This window comes from Phyllobacterium brassicacearum, from assembly GCF_003010955.1.
GTDB lineage: Bacteria > Pseudomonadota > Alphaproteobacteria > Rhizobiales > Rhizobiaceae > Phyllobacterium > Phyllobacterium brassicacearum.
On record NZ_PGGO01000012.1, the window covers coordinates 86,925 to 105,045 of the forward strand.

At 56.9% G+C, this 18,121-nt stretch carries 18 protein-coding genes and 2 tRNA genes; 7 read left to right on the forward strand and 13 right to left on the reverse strand.

Annotated features, from left to right (window positions below; genetic code table 11):
• Positions 1-35: 35 nt before the first annotated feature.
• From CU102_RS16600 to CU102_RS16610, 3 genes are all read right to left on the reverse strand, one after another.
• The gene (locus CU102_RS16600; RefSeq protein WP_106712211.1) at positions 36-572 is read right to left on the reverse strand and encodes a GNAT family N-acetyltransferase; all 537 of its coding nucleotides are present in this window, start codon (positions 570-572) and stop codon (positions 36-38) included.
• Between the two features lie 5 nt (positions 573-577).
• Positions 578-1,126, reverse strand: coding sequence for a helix-turn-helix domain-containing protein (locus CU102_RS16605; protein ID WP_245425373.1), 549 nt, complete (start codon positions 1,124-1,126; stop codon positions 578-580).
• Between the two features lie 307 nt (positions 1,127-1,433).
• Positions 1,434-1,510 (reverse strand) — tRNA-Asp (locus CU102_RS16610).
• Positions 1,511-1,699: 189 nt separating this feature from the next.
• Here CU102_RS16610 and CU102_RS16615 point away from each other — a divergent pair.
• A tRNA-Val gene (locus CU102_RS16615) sits at positions 1,700-1,775 on the forward strand.
• On the opposite strand, the gene CU102_RS16620 is transcribed toward CU102_RS16615, so the two are convergent.
• A complete protein-coding gene (locus CU102_RS16620) occupies positions 1,763-2,017 on the reverse strand; it encodes a hypothetical protein (protein WP_106712213.1) in 255 nt (84 codons plus the stop codon). The two genes, CU102_RS16615 and CU102_RS16620, sit on opposite strands and share 13 nt — an antisense overlap.
• Between CU102_RS16620 and CU102_RS16625 the strand changes: the two genes are divergently transcribed.
• Positions 2,011-2,604 (forward strand): HupE/UreJ family protein, encoded by a 594-nt coding sequence (locus tag CU102_RS16625; RefSeq protein ID WP_106712214.1) that lies wholly within the window; start codon positions 2,011-2,013, stop codon positions 2,602-2,604. The two genes, CU102_RS16620 and CU102_RS16625, sit on opposite strands and share 7 nt — an antisense overlap.
• 65 nt (positions 2,605-2,669) lie before the next feature.
• On the opposite strand, the gene lon is transcribed toward CU102_RS16625, so the two are convergent.
• From lon to CU102_RS16645, 4 genes are all read right to left on the reverse strand, one after another.
• Entirely contained in the window at positions 2,670-5,090 is a 2,421-nt protein-coding gene (gene lon, locus CU102_RS16630; protein ID WP_106712295.1) for an endopeptidase La, read from the reverse strand.
• Between the two features lie 480 nt (positions 5,091-5,570).
• A complete protein-coding gene (gene clpX, locus CU102_RS16635) occupies positions 5,571-6,845 on the reverse strand; it encodes an ATP-dependent Clp protease ATP-binding subunit ClpX (RefSeq protein WP_106664975.1) in 1,275 nt (424 codons plus the stop codon).
• Between the two features lie 209 nt (positions 6,846-7,054).
• Positions 7,055-7,684, reverse strand: coding sequence for an ATP-dependent Clp protease proteolytic subunit (locus CU102_RS16640; RefSeq protein ID WP_106712215.1), 630 nt, complete (start codon positions 7,682-7,684; stop codon positions 7,055-7,057).
• Between the two features lie 146 nt (positions 7,685-7,830).
• A complete protein-coding gene (locus CU102_RS16645; protein ID WP_106712216.1) occupies positions 7,831-8,934 on the reverse strand; it encodes an NAD(P)/FAD-dependent oxidoreductase in 1,104 nt (367 codons plus the stop codon).
• 107 nt (positions 8,935-9,041) lie between these two features.
• Here CU102_RS16645 and CU102_RS16650 point away from each other — a divergent pair, with 107 nt between their 5' ends.
• Positions 9,042-10,286, forward strand: a complete 1,245-nt coding sequence (locus tag CU102_RS16650) for a cytochrome P450 (RefSeq protein WP_106712296.1) — start codon at positions 9,042-9,044, stop codon at positions 10,284-10,286.
• Here the strand turns inward: CU102_RS16650 and CU102_RS16655 are convergent, their stop codons facing one another.
• From CU102_RS16655 to CU102_RS16675, 5 genes are all read right to left on the reverse strand, one after another.
• Positions 10,287-10,631, reverse strand: coding sequence for a cupin domain-containing protein (locus CU102_RS16655; protein ID WP_106712217.1), 345 nt, complete (start codon positions 10,629-10,631; stop codon positions 10,287-10,289).
• A 4-nt stretch (positions 10,632-10,635) separates the two neighbouring features.
• A complete protein-coding gene (locus CU102_RS16660) occupies positions 10,636-11,922 on the reverse strand; it encodes an O-acetylhomoserine aminocarboxypropyltransferase (RefSeq protein WP_106712218.1) in 1,287 nt (428 codons plus the stop codon).
• A gap of 227 nt (positions 11,923-12,149) precedes the next feature.
• Entirely contained in the window at positions 12,150-12,587 is a 438-nt protein-coding gene (locus CU102_RS16665; protein WP_106712219.1) for a CoA-binding protein, read from the reverse strand.
• 241 nt (positions 12,588-12,828) lie between these two features.
• Positions 12,829-13,644: an enoyl-CoA hydratase gene (locus tag CU102_RS16670; protein WP_106712220.1), complete on the reverse strand. Its 816-nt coding sequence runs from the start codon at positions 13,642-13,644 to the stop codon at positions 12,829-12,831.
• Between the two features lie 18 nt (positions 13,645-13,662).
• Positions 13,663-14,211 carry a hypothetical protein gene (locus CU102_RS16675; RefSeq protein WP_106712221.1) on the reverse strand — a complete coding sequence of 183 codons (549 nt, stop codon included), beginning with the start codon at positions 14,209-14,211 and terminating at the stop codon, positions 13,663-13,665.
• A gap of 87 nt (positions 14,212-14,298) precedes the next feature.
• Between CU102_RS16675 and CU102_RS16680 the strand changes: the two genes are divergently transcribed.
• From CU102_RS16680 to CU102_RS16690, 4 genes are all read left to right on the forward strand, one after another.
• Positions 14,299-14,724 carry a PaaI family thioesterase gene (locus CU102_RS16680; RefSeq protein WP_106712222.1) on the forward strand — a complete coding sequence of 142 codons (426 nt, stop codon included), beginning with the start codon at positions 14,299-14,301 and terminating at the stop codon, positions 14,722-14,724.
• A gap of 195 nt (positions 14,725-14,919) precedes the next feature.
• Positions 14,920-15,198: an acid shock protein gene (locus CU102_RS29445; protein WP_133624592.1), complete on the forward strand. Its 279-nt coding sequence runs from the start codon at positions 14,920-14,922 to the stop codon at positions 15,196-15,198.
• 255 nt (positions 15,199-15,453) lie between these two features.
• On the forward strand, positions 15,454-15,924 hold the full coding sequence (locus CU102_RS16685) for a (2Fe-2S)-binding protein (protein ID WP_106712223.1): 471 nt from the start codon (positions 15,454-15,456) through the stop codon (positions 15,922-15,924).
• A 1-nt stretch (position 15,925) separates the two neighbouring features.
• Entirely contained in the window at positions 15,926-18,121 is a 2,196-nt protein-coding gene (locus tag CU102_RS16690) for a xanthine dehydrogenase family protein molybdopterin-binding subunit (RefSeq protein WP_106712224.1), read from the forward strand.

Sequence of the window (18,121 nt, forward strand, 5' to 3'; positions counted from 1 at the left end):
GGGAGGAATGAGCGCCTCGACAGGGCGCGCAAAATTCACAGGGCTTTGTACATCACCGTTGTGGAATCGAGCCGATCTTCCAAGGGATCGAGGCAATATCCCGGGATGATGCCTGCAGTGCTATAACCCAAGGATGCATAGAGCGGCTCCGCCCGATCACCGGTGCGGGTATCAAGCGTGATCAAACACCGGCCCAACTGGGCCGCAAGTTGCTCCAGTTCCGCCATTAACGCCTTGGCGATGCCCTGGCGGTGAAAGTCCGGATGCACAAGGAGCTTGCGCACTTCCGCACGATGCGGCTGATTGGGCGGCGTGTCAAAGTCCAGTTGACCTGACCCGACCAATCTGCCGTCTTTATACGCGACCAGCAGCACACGTTTTCCATTCCGTAGCGCAGGCAGCACACTGCCGCTAAAGAACGCCTCGCTATCGTCTTTTGAGAACGGCTGCACAAAGCCGATACTCGCACCATCCTTGACGCAGGCACGCAGGACGGCGCCAAGTTCGGTGAGATGGTTGGCCAACTCATCTGCTGAGACTTTTGAGATTTTCAGCGGCGAATTCGTCGTCATGCTGCTCACACTATAAAGAGGATGTATCTGGCCGTTGTGTCTTTCGGCGTCGCAAAGGCACTGGGCCCAAAGAGCTGGTAGCGCAGGCAATCGCCGGGCCGAAGGTCATGGGTCTGCCCGCCCACCGTGACTTCCAATTGCCCTTCGATCATCAGGAGATGATGTTCAAGGCCCTGCCTGGGCGGATGGTCGTAGCCGATCCGCATTCCAGGCTGGAGTTCGCACTCAAGGACCTCGCCTGCCAGGGATTGCGCTGGCGGGGAAACGGAGCGCCGCCGGAATTCTATCTCGGGATCGGTCCATAGCTGTTGAGCGGTTCGCCGGATGAGCGGGACGAAGCTGTCCTCGACCATGTGCATCAGCCGCGACATAGTAAGACCATAGGATGCGCACAGTTTCCCCAGGACGCTTGCGGTCGGACTCACCTCTGCGTTCTCAAGACGTGACAGAGTGGCCCTGCTCACATTGCTGCGCCGCGCGAGTTCGTCCAACGACCAACCCCGCTCATTGCGCAGGCTCTTGAGACGCGCGGCAATCAGTCGGTCGATTGCCATCTCGTTTAAATCAGGTGTTTCCATATTAGAGATGTTGTCTCATATATGGGATTGCGTCAAGGCAACCGAACAACCTGCAAGAAAATCCAGGTTCAAAACAGCACAATTAAAGCGTGACGGCTCGTCAGTACTCTGGTTGCAGCCGGACGATTTGTGAGCCACATCAAGAATCAGATGGTCAAAAGGCCGCCAATTTCGTCAGCGATAACGCAGGAACGAAGTATAAAACCAACTGGGGAACGGGAAAGCGTGCGGTGCACCACTTTATGCAATAACAAGTATTTACTGCGAATACTTGAGAGAAAAGTGGCGCGAGTGACGGGGCTCGAACCCGCGACCTCCGGCGTGACAGGCCGGCACTCTAACCAACTGAGCTACACCCGCGCACTTTCGTACCGAACAATTTGTCCGGCGTGAGCGGTCGTTTAAGGGGTTCGAGGGGGAGTGTCAAGCACAACCGAACAGGAAAAATGCGAATGTGAAAAACTCTTCAAACAAATCATAAAAGTGTCGCATCCCCTCTTGCCAATATCGCTCTAAACGCATAAACGCTCCCCACGCACCCTTTGCGAAGGGCGATTAGCTCAGTTGGTAGAGCGCTTCGTTTACACCGAAGATGTCGGGAGTTCGAGTCTCTCATCGCCCACCATTCCCCCTCGATACATCGATCGCAAACATCAGCCAGCGATAGCCAACATTGATGCTGGCCGCGTCGTGGGCGAATTGTTCCCAATGCCCGATAGCGCGGACCAACGTTTCACAGAGCGCTTCTGTTTCGACCGCATATTGAGCGGTCGCAGCATTTTGCTCTTTCGCCAGCGTGCTTCTGCTGCAACAATATCGCCAGCACTCCTTCCAAGAACGCTGAAAAACGGGAACATCAAATGCCATCCAACCGCACATCACGAATCGCTCTTTCGCTCGCAGCCAGCCTCTACCCCGCCCTCGCCTATGCCCATGTCGGCGCCGGCGAAACGAGCGGGTTCGCGCGTGGCTTTGCCCACCCCATTTCCGGACTTGATCATGTACTGGCGATGATTCTGGTTGGCGTCTTGGCCTTTCAGCTTGGAGGACGAGCACTGTGGCTCGTTCCCCTCACCTTTGTCGGCATGATGGCGATTGGCGGAGCCCTCGGCGCTACGGGCGTCAATTTGCCGTTCGTGGAACTTGGTATCGCCATGTCTGTCATGGGGCTCGGCGCTGCCGTTGCGTTCGAGATCAAGGCACCTGCTGCAATCGCCGCCGGCCTGGTTGGGCTGTTCGCCATTTTTCACGGCCACGCACACGGCGCAGAAATGCCGGAAAACGCCGCCGGCCTCGCCTATGCCGCAGGTTTCATGATTGCGACGGGGCTGCTGCACGTCGAAGGCATTGGCCTCGGATTCGGGATCGGCCAGCGCGTCGGACCGAGCGTTGTGCGCTTCATTGGCGGCATAGCTGCGCTCGCCGGCCTCGGTATCCTCACTGGCGCGCTCTGACCAACAATTTGCGAATCAAAAAGGCCGGGCAATTTCTTGCCCGGCCTTTTTTGTTTAAGCTCGCTTTAATGAGCGATCTGCGCTGCCGAATCGTCCTCGGTGACAGAGGACGGCACGTGTGCCGGTTCGGTCCATTCGATCGGCTCCGGCTGGCGTGTCAATGCGTGCTTGAGCACTTCATTGGCATGCGAAACCGGGATGATCTCAAGGCCGTTCTTCACATTGTCAGGGATTTCCACCAGATCCTTGGCGTTATCCTGCGGGATCAAAACGGTCTTGATGCCGCCACGCAATGCGGCAAGCAGCTTTTCCTTCAGTCCGCCGATCGGTAGAACCCTGCCCCGCAGCGTGATTTCGCCGGTCATGGCGATATCCTTGCGGACCGGAATGCCCGTCAGTATCGAGACGATGGCTGTGACCATCGCAACGCCGGCCGATGGACCATCCTTCGGCGTCGCACCTTCCGGCACGTGCACGTGAATGTCACGACGATCGAACAGTGGCGGCTCGACGCCGAAATCAATAGCTCGCGAGCGGACATATGATGCCGCCGCAGAGATCGATTCCTTCATCACGTCACGCAGGTTGCCTGTCACCGTCATGCGGCCCTTACCGGGCATCATGACGCCTTCAATGGTCAGCAATTCGCCGCCCACTTCGGTCCAGGCAAGGCCGGTGACAACACCAACCTGATCTTCGCCATCGATCTGGCCGAAACGGAACTTCTCGACACCGAGGTATTCATCGATGTTCGTTTCCGTGACCTTTACCGCCTTCTTCTTCGTCTTAAGAATTTCGGTAACGGCCTTGCGTGCCAGCTTCATCAGCTCACGTTCGAGACTACGGACACCGGCCTCCCGCGTATAATTGCGGATGATGGCGCGGATGGCGCCCTCAGAGACCGAGAACTCCTTCGGCTGCAATGCATGATCGCGGATGGCCTTCGGCAACAGGTGCCGCTTGGCAATTTCCAGCTTTTCATCTTCCGTGTAACCGGCGATACGGATGATTTCCATACGGTCCATCAACGGACCCGGAATGTTCAGCGTATTGGCGGTCGTCACGAACATCACGTTCGAAAGGTCGTACTCAACTTCAAGGTAGTGATCCATGAACGTTGAGTTCTGTTCAGGATCCAATACCTCGAGCAGAGCGGACGAAGGGTCGCCACGGAAATCCTGGCCCATCTTGTCGATCTCATCGAGCAGGAAGAGCGGGTTGGACTTCTTTGCCTTCTTCATCGACTGGATGACCTTGCCGGGCATCGAGCCAATATAGGTGCGGCGGTGACCACGGATCTCGGCCTCATCGCGCACGCCGCCCAGCGACATACGGATATATTCACGACCGGTCGCCTTGGCGATCGAGCGGGCGAGCGAGGTCTTGCCAACGCCGGGAGGGCCAACGAGGCAAAGGATCGGACCCTTGATCTTGGTCGAACGGGCCTGTACCGCCAGATACTCGACGATACGGTCCTTGACCTTGTCCAGGCCATAGTGCTCGGCATCGAGAACCTCGTCGGCGAGGTTGAGATCGTTCTTGATTTTCGACTTCTTGCCCCACGGAATGGACAGCAGCCAGTCGAGATAATTCCGGACAACTGTCGCCTCGGCGGACATCGGGCTCATCTGACGCAGCTTCTTCAGCTCCGCATTGGCCTTTTCACGCGCTTCCTTCGACAGCTTCGTCTTCTTGATGCGGTCTTCCAGTTCGGCAGCCTCGTCGCGGCCATCTTCGCCGTCGCCGAGTTCCTTCTGGATCGCCTTCATCTGCTCATTCAGGTAGTATTCGCGCTGGGTCTTCTCCATCTGGCGCTTGACGCGCGAGCGGATACGCTTCTCAACCTGAAGAACCGAGATTTCAGATTCCATGAATGACATGGCCTTTTCCAGCCGCGCACGCACGGACAGGATGGACAGCATGTCCTGCTTCTCAGGGATCTTGATCGCGAGATGCGAGGCGACCGTATCGGCGAGCTTCGAGTAGTCCTCGATCTGTCCGGCGGCGCCAACCACTTCAGGCGAAATCTTCTTGTTCAGCTTCACATAATTTTCGAAATCCGACACGACAGAACGCGCCAGTGCCTCGATTTCGACTGGATCTTCTTCCGGTTCCGCGAGTGTCGCTGCGTTGGCTTCGTGATAATCTTCGCGATCGCTGAAACTGGTGATTTCGGCGCGGGCGATGCCCTCGACCAAAACCTTGACCGTACCGTCAGGTAGTTTCAGCAACTGCAGCACGTTGGCAATCGTGCCAACCGTGTAGATCGCGTCGGCCTGCGGATCATCATCCGCAGCGTTCTTCTGTGTGGCAAGCAGGATTTGCTTGTCGACGCCCATTACTTCTTCGAGCGCGCGAATGGATTTCTCGCGACCGACAAAGAGCGGAACGATCATGTGGGGGAAGACAACGATATCGCGCAACGGCAGAACGGCATAAAGCCCGCTCTCACCACCCGCCGGTGTCTTCTTGCTTGCAACCGTCATTTCATGTCCTTTCTCAGGCCATTTTGGCCAGATCGCCACAGCCGGGTACCCTTTGGTCGCACATCAATCCAGCAAATTGGAATCCACTTTAAGAACTATACCCCAAACTTTTGAACCGTGCACTGAGCGGCGTACTACCAGTTGTGCAGCTTAACCATTACTTGGAGTGACGGCTCGCTCGTTTCAAGCATCCCGGCTCCAAGTGCATTCACAGAATCGTAATCTATCCTGCTCCTGGAAGAGTACGAGCGCAATCTTTTGCCACGCAAAGCACCTTCATTGGAGGTGATTTTCGTGGAAATCCCCGATGCTGGTGGCCGGTGCCACGGCTGTATCGAGACCCCATTCTGCCATGCAAAATCCTGCGCCCGCATGGTTAACCAAATGTAAACAATTCTTCTTAGCGGAATTGCGAGGCGTATAAAACAGAAAAGCTCCGCATGACGCGGAGCCCTTCTTATGTTCGCCATGCTTCCACCATCAGGCAGAAACATTGCCCTTCTCTTCCTTGCGCTCAGCATAGATGTAAAGCGGCCTTGAATTGCCTTCGACCACATCACCGGAGATCACGACTTCCTGGACGCCATCGAGTGTCGGCAGCTCGTACATCGTGTCGAGAAGTATCTTCTCCATGATCGAACGCAGACCACGCGCGCCAGTCTTGCGAGCAATGGCCTTCTTGGCGATGGCCTTCAGGGCATCTTCGTGGAACGTCAGTTCGACATTCTCCATGTCGAACAGGCGCTGATACTGCTTCACCAGAGCATTTTTCGGTTCCGACAGGATCTGCACGAGCGCAACTTCATCGAGATCTTCAAGCGTTGCAATGACCGGCAAACGGCCGACGAATTCGGGGATCAGGCCGAATTTCAGCAGATCCTCTGGCTCGAGTTCGCGGAAGATGGCGCCGACGCGGCGATCATCCGGTGCCTTGACAGCAGCACTGAAGCCAATGGACGTCTTTTCGCCGCGGGCCGAAATGATCTTGTCGAGTCCAGCGAAAGCTCCGCCGCAGATGAACAGGATGTTGGTCGTGTCGACCTGCAGGAATTCCTGCTGCGGATGCTTGCGGCCACCCTGTGGGGGCACGGAAGCAACCGTGCCTTCCATGATCTTCAACAGTGCTTGCTGCACGCCCTCGCCCGACACGTCGCGCGTAATGGACGGGTTGTCGGATTTACGGCTGATCTTGTCTACCTCGTCGATATAGACGATGCCACGCTGCGCCCGCTCGACATTGTAGTCAGCCGACTGCAACAACTTCAGAATGATGTTCTCGACATCCTCGCCGACATAACCTGCTTCCGTCAGCGTCGTCGCGTCGGCCATCGTGAACGGCACGTCGATGATGCGGGCAAGTGATTGTGCCAGATAGGTTTTGCCGCAACCGGTTGGGCCAACCAGAAGAATGTTGGACTTCGCCAGTTCGACTTCATTGTTTTTCGATGCGTGGGCCAACCGTTTGTAGTGGTTGTGCACCGCGACGGAGAGAACACGCTTGGCATGGCTCTGGCCGATAACATAATCATCGAGCACCGCCATGATTTCCTGCGGCGTCGGGACGCCTTCGCGGGATTTCACCATCGAGGATTTGTTTTCCTCGCGGATGATGTCCATGCACAATTCCACGCATTCATCGCAGATGAATACAGTCGGGCCCGCAATCAGCTTGCGAACTTCGTGCTGGCTCTTCCCGCAAAACGAGCAATAAAGCGTATTCTTGGAATCGCCGCCGCCGTTGCTGACTTTGCTCATTGCAGTTTCCTTTCAGTATCGGCCCCGCTCTCCCGGAACCGCCACTTCCTCGAGGTGGAAGTGAATAGTCATTCGTAGAATAGGCTTCCTAGCTCACCAATGGCTTAACGTAACGTCTGCTCAGCTCTATGCAAGCCGGATATGTGGCGAAAAGTCCGCAACCGGGTCAAAAAATGTTCATTTTGGACCCGGCAACGTGATTTAGCCGGTTACTTTCCATCGCCTTCGATGATCGCACGGGACTCAAGCACCTTGTCGATGAGACCGAACTCGAGTGATTCCTGAGCAGTCATGAAGTGATCGCGGTCAAGAGTGCGCTCAATCGTCTCATAATCCCGGCCGGTGTGCTTGACATAGATCTCATTCAGACGCCGCTTCATCTTGATGATATCCTGGGCGTGGCGCTCGATGTCGGAAGCCTGCCCCTGGAAACCGCCCGATGGCTGGTGCAGCATGATGCGGGCGTTCGGCAGGACAAAACGCATATCCTTTTCGCCGGCCGTCAGGAGCAGCGAGCCCATGGAAGCAGCCTGGCCGAAGCACAGCGTTGACACGGCCGGACGGATGAACTGCATCGTGTCGTAGATCGCCATGCCGGAGGTCACGACACCGCCTGGCGAGTTGATGTACATGTTGATTTCTTTTTTCGGATTTTCCGATTCAAGGAAAAGCAGCTGCGCGCAAATGAGCGTCGCCATGCCGTCCTCGATCGGTCCGGTAATGAAAATGATGCGTTCTTTCAGCAGGCGCGAGAAAATATCATAGGCCCGCTCGCCCCGATTGGTCTGTTCGACGACCATGGGTACGAGGTTCATAGCTGTTTCGATTGGATCTCTCATCGGTGGGCCTCAGCGTTTTGGGGAATAAGGGGCTCAAACACCCCAGATTCGTGGACTACACTTTCGATACATAGGGCGTTGCCACCCGTTTCCGCAAGATGTTCTGGCCCCTGATCATTGCCACAAGGTGAACGGATGTTAGGCGATCAGGCCGCCTCCGCCCTTAACCAGCGCTGAAGCTCAGGTACGTTGCCATCCTCGACCGAGTTAGCGACGCGCCGGCCAACGGCCGCGCCAAACTTGTACCCGTGACCTGAACAAGCTGAAACGACAAGGCATTTGTCTATTTCCGTTGCAAAGAACCGCTCGTCGGAAGTGAAGGTGTAGGCGCATGTGACAACGTCTGTAACTTTATATTCGCCCAGCCTTTTCATTGGCGGCGCAAAGAGATCACGAATTGCTTCGCCCTCGCCTTGCGCTGGAACCCTATCGAGATTTGCATCAGGTGTCTTGCGCTTGTGCAGACCGGAGCCGAATTTCAGGCCGCCACCACCGCTTGCCGGAATGATGTAGCCGTCGGTACGGCCACCGACATCCAGCACCACCGGCGATGTGTCCCAAACCGCTTTCATGTCCGCCGGAGGTTCGAGATAAACGACAGCGGTCCGATAGGTGGTCAGCGTCGTTGCCAGATGCGGAAACAGCCTCAGCACCCAGGCGCCGGCGGTCACAATGACTTTGTCGCCAGAAATGACCGTTCCATCCGCGAGAGTAACGGAACCGGCGGCGCTGTCGACAGCGGTTACCCTGGTGTTTTCCAGCAGCGTAGTTCCGCGTGCACGCAGCCATCGGGCAATATCGGACGCAATCTTCTTGCAATGGAGAGCACCGCCCTCCGGCGAGAAAAAGGCGTAGCGGAACGTTCCCTCTTCCAGGTATCCATAGCGTTTCACCGCCTCATGAGGCTCATAAAGCTCCAGTGGATAGCCACCCTGCTCAAGCCCTTCACGATATTCTTCTGCCTCGTCCCCGGCTTCACGCGACACGCAGATGAAACCACGCGGATCGAGATGGGTGGTACCGATATCCTGCCACAATTCATCCCAAGCAGCATAGGCCTCGGATATCGCATCCGCGTAGCCGCCTGCATTACCGTAGGCGCGGCGGATAATGCGGTGGTGGTCACCCGAAGCGGCAAGTGGGTTCGGAATCGGTCCCTGCTCAATCAGCGTGACCGAGTGGCCCGCCTTGGTCAGCGACCACGCAGTCGACAGTCCGGCGATACCTGCGCCGACGATAGTGATTTTCATGATCTGGTCCTGCTATTCTTGGGAGAACGGATTCGCAGGCAATATGAAACATTTCGCGGCGAATGCTCAATGGCTTTACGCAATCTTGCGCGAACGGAGTTCTTCTGATGCCCCTTCAAACTCCCTTATCGTTTGATTTCGATGGCCGGCGCCTGCGCCTTGATCCGCACGACCCAACATTCTATCAGGACCCCTATCAAGCCTATACTTTGCTCCACGCCGATGCCCCTTCGTTCTTCTGGGAGAATTACGGTTTCTGGTGTTTCATCGGCTATGACGCCGTCAACAGACTGCTGCGCGACCGCCGTTTCGGACGGGAGAAGCGCGACAGTGCAGCGGATTCGCAAGGTGTTGTTGGCGATCGGTCGCATCTGAAGGATTTTGACCACGTTGAAAAGTTCTCGATGCTGGAGCTGGAGCCGCCGACGCACACGCGGCTGCGTACACTGGTCAGCCGGGCATTCGTATCACGCCAGGTCGAACGGCTGCGCCCGCGCATCGAAATACTTGCGCACGACCTGATCGATCGGTTCGAGCCGCGCGGCGAAGCTGATCTCATTTCCGATTTCGCAACCCCAATTCCGGTGACAATCATTGCGGAAATGCTGGGCGTGCCGGTAGAATCCGCTCCACAATTGCTCAACTGGTCGCATCGCATCGTCTCGATGTACATGCATGGCCGCAATCGCCAGTGCGAGGACAACGCCAATGCCGCAGCGGCGGAATTTTCCGCTTTCCTGCGCGATTACGCCGGACGCCGGCGCGCCGAACCTGCCGATGACCTACTAAGCCTGCTGCTCGCCGCAGAGGCGGATGGGGCAAAACTTTCGGAAGACGAGCTCATCACCACCGCCATCCTCCTCCTCAATGCAGGGCATGAAGCCACGGTGCACCAGACCGGCAACGCGGTTAAGACAATACTCGAAAGCAACCTCGATCCGGCCGAGCTGTTCGCCAACCCGGAAAGCACAGCAAAAACAGTGGAGGAATGCCTGAGATTCGACGCGCCTCTGCATATGTTCACGCGCTATGCCTATGAGGAGATCGATCTCGGCGACGGCATCTTGCTCAAACCCGGCAACCAGATCGGACTCATGCTGGGCGCCGGCAATCGCGATCCCCGAGCTTTCTCTTCGCCAGACGCCTTCCTGCCCGGCCGTGACGATCAGAAGAACCTGTCATTCGGAGCAGGAATTCATTTCTGCATCGGCGCGCCACTGGCGCGGTTAGAATTGCAGGTTGCTTTGAAGGTGCTTTTTGACCGTTTGCCCAACCTGCGGTTTAAAGAACGGCCCATGTATCGCGATACATATCATTTCCACGGGCTGGAGCGGCTGGACGTCGAATGGTGATCAAAGCTTGATCACATATTCCTTCCGGGTCGTCTCGAGCACCTCCCACGTTCCGCGAAAGCCCGGACGCAGCACGAAGCTGTCGCCCGCCTCGACATGGTGCTCCACACCGTCATCCTCGGTGATCACCGAGCGACCCGACAGGATGTGGCAGAATTCCCATTCATCGTAGGCGATGCGCCATTTGCCGGGTGTGGCCTCCCAAATTCCGGCATATATACCACCTTCCGCCTCATCGCAGTTCCATGTACGGAACTGCGGATCCCCCGAAATGACGCGTTCCGGCTTCGGCGCTCCGTGTTCCGGATCGACGCCATCGAAGTCGATTTTGACAAGATTTTTCATGGCTTTAACCAGCTTTTGCAAGGGCTTGTTCAAGATCGGAGATTATATCCTCGACGCTTTCAATGCCAATGGAAAGGCGCACCACGTCCGGTCCGGCACCCGCGGCGACCTTCTGCTCGTCGCCAAGTTGGCGATGCGTTGTCGATGCCGGATGGATGATCAGCGATTTCGTATCCCCGATATTGGCCAGATGCGAAAAAAGCTGGAGACTCTCGACGAGTTTGACGCCCGCGTCGTATCCACCTTTCAATCCAAAGGTAAAGACCGAACCCGCTCCCTTGGGCGCATATTTCTTCAGCAGGGTATTGTACCGGTCTTCAGGCAGACCGGCATAGCTGACCCACGCCACTTTCTCGTGTCTGCTCAGCCACTTAGCCACCAAAAGCGCATTGTCCGCATGGCGCTGCATACGCAGCGGCAGGGTCTCGATTCCGGTCAGGATCTGGAATGCATTGAAAGGCGCCAGGGCCGGACCAAGATCACGCAAGCCGAGCACCCGGCAGGCGATGGCAAAGGCAAAATTGCCGAAGGTTTCGTGCAGGACTACGCCGTTATATTCGGCACGCGGCTCTGACAGCAGCGGATAGTTTCCGGATTTCGACCAGTCGAACGTGCCGCAGTCCACGATGATCCCACCCATCGAATTACCATGGCCGCCGAGGAACTTCGTCGCAGAATGTACAATAATATCAGCACCATACTCGATCGGACGGATGAGATAGGGCGACGCAAGTGTGTTGTCCACGATCAAGGGAAGACCATGCTTGTGGGCGATTTTGGCGATGGCTTCGATGTCGGTAATGACCCCGCCGGGGTTGGCAATGCTCTCGATGAAGATGGCGCGGGTCTGTTCGTCGATCTGAGCCTCGAAGGACGAAGGATCATCGGCGTCGGCCCAGCGCACCCGCCAGTCAAAGGATTTGAACGACTGCCCGAACTGGTTGATCGAGCCGCCGTACAGTTTGTTCGACGCCACGAAGTTGTCGCTCGGCTGCATCAAGGTATGAAAGACCAGTAGTTGTGCTGCATGGCCTGACGCAACCGCCAATGCTGCCGTCCCGCCTTCAAGTGCCGCTACACGTTCTTCCAGTACCGCATTGGTTGGATTGGTGATTCGGGTATAGATATTGCCGAACGCCTTCAGCCCGAACAATGACGCCGCATGGTCCGCATCATCAAAAACGAAAGCCGTTGTCTGATAGATCGGAGTCGCCCGGGCTCCTGTAGCCGGGTCGGGCTGGGCGCCCGCATGGACGGCAAGTGTTTCGATTCCGGGTGCGCGGTGCGCCATGTCTTACTCCCTCGTGCAGTTGATCCGGTGAGGCTATGAAATTGCGACGCTGACGCCAAGCGCGCATTTCCACAACTGACGGCAATCTAATTTCACCCAAGGATTGAGATTCTTGTACCAATTTCGAGGACTCCAGTACGAGAATGAGCAATTCTTGTACGAGAATCGTACGGGAACGTTCAACTCGTGCCCGGGAACGGCGCGACGCCGTCTCTGTTTCCCGTCGGCTAGGCTGCATGCATGCCAAGACGGGGATATTCAATGGCCGGACAGCGATTCATGATGACGCTGATACCTGCTGCTTCCGCCCGGCGCGCCGCCTGTTCATGTTGAACGCCAAGCTGCATCCAGATGACACGTGGCAGAACCTTCAAGGACAGCACCTCATCGACAAGGCTCGGAACTGCAAAGGAGTTGCGGAAGACGTCAATCATATCGATCGGTTCGGGAATGTCGGCGAGATGGGCATGGACCAACTGGTCGTGGATGCGCTTGCCCGCCTGCCCCGGGTTGATCGGGATAACGTGGTAACCCTTGGCCAAGAGGAATCTCATGACTGAATTGCTTGGTCGTGCTTCGTTGATCGACGCGCCGACCAGGGCAATGGTTTTGACGGACGTCAGAATGCCACGGATGAAATCGTCGGTGTAATGATTGTGATCCATTGAACGCTCAATCAATCCTAAAGGCGCGCTTTAGTATCTCGTAGAGCTGTCGTCCGGACACCTCATCGAGCTGAAAAGTTTGACTGAGCTTGCCGGTATCTTGCCTGGACGAACGTCCAAATGTCGAAATCTGCAACATGCGCTTGTCATCACGATCTGAATGTAATATTTCGCTTCAATGGGATCATGAAGTTGAAAGCGATCCATCTGACCTTGTTCAAATTCCGTTATCCTAGCCATCCTATTCACCCTTCCAATCAGGCCGACGCTTCTCGATGAACGCGTTGATGCCTTCCTCCGCATCGCGGGCCAGCATGTTCTCGACCATCACCTGAGCCGCATAATCATAGGCCTCCGTCAGTCCCATTTCCGCCTGCCGGTAGAAGGCTTCCTTGCCGATCTTTACGGTCAAAGGTGATTTGGTGGCAATGGTTTGCGCATATTTCCGGACAATCGGATTCAGATATTCCTGCGGCACGACGCGGTTGACGAGCCCGAACTCACGGGCCGTCGACGCATCGATGGTTTCGCCGGTCAGCAGCATCTCCATCGCCTGCTTGCGGGATACGTTGCGCGAGAGCGCCACCATCGGCGTCGAGCAGAACAGGCCAATATTGACCCCCGGAGTGCAGAAGGTGGACTTGTCGGTGCAGATGGCAAGGTCGCAGGACGCGACCAGTTGGCAGCCTGCCGCCGTCGCCAGACCATCAACAGCGGCGATAACGGGTTTCGGATGCCGGACGATCGCCAGCATGAGCTCAGCACAGAGCCGCATAGTCTTTTCGAAGAAGTCGCGGCCGCGGTCCGCATCCTTGCGATGAGCGGTCAACTCTTTCAGGTCATGCCCGGCCGAGAACAGCTTCTGCGCCGAATCGATGATGATGACCCGAACCGCGTTGTCGTCCCGAGCCGAGGCAAGATGATCAAGCAGCAATTGCATCATTGGCAGCGACAGTGCATTGGCTGGAGGATTTTGCAATGTCAGTCGCAGAACTCCGCCCGCCAATTCGTGTCCGACAATCGGTTCCTCACGGCGGATAGCGTGGATTTCGCCCATATCGTTCCTCTTCGGCAGTTATTGCGCCGGCGGCGCCCACTGTTCGTAGAGGGGCTTCAACGTGCGCAAATGACGCTGGACAATCGCCAGGTTTCCTGGCGTTGGTTTTGCATTTTCCACCTTGGCAAGTCCAGCCTTCAATCCATCGATCATGTCGGTCTTTTCCTTGTCGGAAAGAGTAACCATCGATGGAATGGAGCTGATCGCCTTCTCGACCTCCTGACGCGGATCGGGATTGGTTGCCCAATGATAGGTGACCATGATCGTATTGGTCGTATTAAGCCAATCGGCAAAACTGGCAAAGCCGAATTCCGCCGCCTTCTTGTCCAGTATCGCCGTACGCTGCTCTGCCGTGCCCTTTGCGTCCAGTTCCCGCGCTGTGGAGGCAACGGGAGCAAAGCCATAAAGAAAGCGGGTGACCATTTCTTCGGTCAAGACAACGGAACGCTCCGGCAAAGCGAAGGCTTCAACGATCTGTATGGGCCTTGGAGGGGGTTGCGTAGCGAGGAACCCCGCATAGGCAAGCGCAGCAAAACAGGTTGCAACAACTATTCCTGGCGGTTTCATAGCGTCTCCTTGTAAAGGCGATGCGGGATACTAAAAATAGCAGCGAAACACTCAAGAAAACAGTCGGAGGGCACATTTGTGAGTATAATGATGGATGTGGAAGCGTTGTCATCCTTTCTGGAGCGTGAATTTCCGCAGGTAAATGCTGACGGAATAGCGTTTACGGTGACCGGCGCCGGTCCCGGCTTTGCTTCCATGCGGCTTGACCCGATGGAACGGCATTTGCGTCCAGGTGGTACAGTATCCGGGCCAACACTGTTCACACTCGCCGATGTGACCGCGTATTTTGCAATCCTTGCGCAGATCGGACCAGTTGCCCTGGCCGTGACGACCAACCTCAACATCAATTTCCTGCGCAAGCCGGAACTCGGCCCTATCGACGCCGTGGCCAAACTGCTGAAGCTCGGCAAACGGCTCGCCGTCGTCGACATCGCGATGACCAGTGCGATGAATGGTCAACTCGTTGCCCACGCGACGTCGACCTATTCGATACCGCCGCGAGCGTCAGATTAGTGTCAGGACCTGCTAGTCGGATCGCGGTGGCTTTTCGTTCGGAATAAGAAAATCCTTGCGGAAGCCTATCACCCGATTTGGGTAAAGCGCGAACGGCCATTTTTCTCCATAATGATGTGCAAGCATATTATCCGGGAGCATTGGCAGGGTGCCTCTCCTGGCCCAATGCGTCTAACATTAGTTGGGGGATTTGCCGTGAAACGCCTACTTGCTGTGTCAGTTCTGGCCACAATGTCGCTTACTCCTGCGGCGTTTGCCGGCAACACGTCGTCGAATTCGAGCTCCAACTCTTCGAACGGCGTTCACACCCGTGTCGATACCATCATAACCGACGATGACAATGGGCAATCCATTTATGTGCGGCGCACCGTCCGTACCGAACCTCGCAGAGACAGGCCAAGGTACGTCATCCGTGAACGGGAGAGATCCAGCCAGCGAACAGTGCGCCGCTGGTATGCCGACGATGACGATTGATATCTCCGCGACATCGCTATTCGTAATCGCGGGTATCGAACGGCGGAACGTTGCGGAAAATCGTGATCAGATTTGGCAGGTGTCAGCTTCCGCGTTTGCTGCAGCGGGAGTATAGTCTGGCATTCCCTCGCGAATGTCCGAAATCGAGGGAAATTTGACCTTTGCCGCCTGCCTAACGCCCATTATCACCATGGGGATACGCGTCCTCGATCGCAGGCGCGCCATCCAGTCCGGATAACAAAGGGGCCCGACAACATGGCTACCACTATCAAGATCAACGGCGTCGACCGAAGCGTCGATGTAGACGACGACACACCTCTCCTATGGGTCTTGCGCGATGTTCTGGAGATGTCCGGCACGAAGTTTGGATGTGGCCAGGCTCTTTGCGGCGCCTGTACCGTCCATGTCGATGGCGTCGCGACGCGCTCCTGCGTCACGACGATTGACAGCCTGGGCAGTTCCGAGGTCACGACAATTGAAGCGATCGGCCAGACACCGGCGGGAGCGAAGATCCAGAAGGCCTGGCTCGATCTCGAAGTTGTCCAGTGCGGCTATTGCCAGTCGGGCCAAATCATGTCGGCATCGGCGTTGATTGCGGAGAATCCAAATCCGACCGACCAGGATATCGATGATGCGATGTCCGGAAATATCTGCCGCTGTGGTACCTATATCCGTATCCGCGAAGCCATCAAGCTGGCGGCTAAATCATTGAATCAGGGAGGCTGACATGATCCTCGATCGTCTGAACACCCTGAGCGGCGCTGATACACGGGTAGAGCGCGGGATCTCCCGCCGCCATTTCCTGCAAACTGGCGCAGCTGCCGGCGGCGGCTTGCTGCTCGGATTGCACCTGCCGTTCGCTACGCCTGAGGCACGCGCGGCTGGCGGAAATTTCGCGCCGAATGCCTTTATCGGCATTGATACGAACGGTCAGGTCATTCTGACCATGCCCTATGTCGAAATGGGGCAAGGCACCTACACTTCCGTCCCCATGTTGATAGCCGAGGAGCTGGAGGTGGACCTGTCGCAAGTGCAGCTCGAGCACGCACCTCCGGACGAAAGCCGATATGGCAACCCTGCCCTTGGCGGGCTTCAGGCTACCGGCGGTTCGACCACGATCCGCGCGGCATGGGAACCGATGCGCCAGGCAGGGGCTGCGGCAAGGACCATGCTGATCGCCGCTGCGGCAAAGCGCTGGAGCGTCGATCCTTTATCTTGCCGGGCCGAGAAGGGCGAGGTTGTCGATGCGGCAACGGACCGCCGTGCAAAATATGGCGATCTGGCGGCTGAAGCCGCGCTCATGAGTGTCCCCGCCAACGTAACACTCAAACGCCGCGAGGATTTCAAACTCATCGGCACGCCGGCAAAGCGGCTGGACACCCCGGCGAAAGTCAATGGAACTGCCGTCTTCGGGATCGACGTTCGACTGCCGGATCTCAAAATCGCAACGCTTGCCCAATCGCCGGTGTTCGGCGGCAAGTTGAAGAACGTGGACGACACGGCAGCCAAGGCGGTGAAAGGCGTTCGCCAGATCGTCAAGCTTGACGATGCGGTCGCCGTGGTGGCCGATCACATGGGAGCGGCAAAGAAGGGGCTGGCGGCCCTGGTCATCGAATGGGATGAAGGTGCCAACGCCAAGCTCAGCACCGCCGATGTCCTGCATCAGCTTGAAGAGGCGACGCTGTCCGAAGGGCCTGTCGCCAAGAACATCGGTGATGTGACCAAAGCGATGGAAAGTGCCGCGACCAAAGTCGAAGCGACCTACCACGTACCCTTCCTTGCCCACGCAACGCTTGAGCCGATGAATTGCACGGTGCATGTGACTGGGGATGGCTGTGACGTCTGGGTTGGCTCACAAATACTCGCGCGAGCGCAGACGGTTGCGGCGCAAGTCGCCGGTCTGCCCGTGGAGAAGGTGCGTGTTCACAACCACCTGATCGGCGGCGGCTTCGGCCGGCGTCTGGAAGTCGATGGCGTGGCCCGCGCCGTCCAGATTGCGAAGCAAGTCGAAGGCCCGGTCAAGGTGGTATGGACCCGGGAGGAAGACATCCAGCATGACATGTACCGGCCGTTTTTCTTCGACCGCATGTCCGCCGGACTGGACAAGGATGGCATGCCTGTTGCCTGGAACCATCGTTTCGCAGGCTCTTCGATCCTCAAGAGATGGGCTCCACCGTTGTTTGCGAATGGCCTTGACCCTGAAACGGTGGATGGAGCAGTTGAACCGCCATACACCTTGCCGAACATGCGGGTCGAATATCTGAACGTCGAGCCACCGGGCATTCCCACGGCATTCTGGCGAAGCGTCGGTCCCTCGCACAATATATTTGTGGTTGAGACCTTCATGGATGAGCTTGCCCATGCGGCAAAGAAAGATCCGGTCGAATATCGGCTGGCTCTGCTCGATGCCCAGCCCCGCGCCAAGGCGGTCGTCGCCCTTGCAGCGGAAAAGGCCGGATGGGGAAGCCAGCTTGCCCAGGGTATGGGCCGAGGTGTCTCCGTTCAGACCGTTTTTGGCTCCTACATGGCGCAGGTCGCCGAAGTGGAAGTGGCAAAGGACGGGTCAATCAAGGTGCACCGTGTGGTCTGCGCGGTCGATTGCGGTATCGCGATCAATCCCGATACCATCCAGGCGCAGGTCCAAAGTGCCGTGATGTTCGGCATCACGGCGGCCCTCTACGGCGAAATTACCGTCAAGGATGGCCGTGTCGAGCAGTCGAATTTTGACACCTACCAGCTTCTGCGCATGAACGAGGCCCCGACGGTCGACGTCCATATCGTCCAAAGTGGAGAATCTCCCGGCGGCATGGGCGAACCCGGGACGTCCGCAATCGTGCCGGCCATCGGCAATGCGATTTTCGCAGCGACCGGGAAGCGTTTGCGCAAGATGCCAGTTGATACGAGCCTGTTGAAGGCTGGCTGA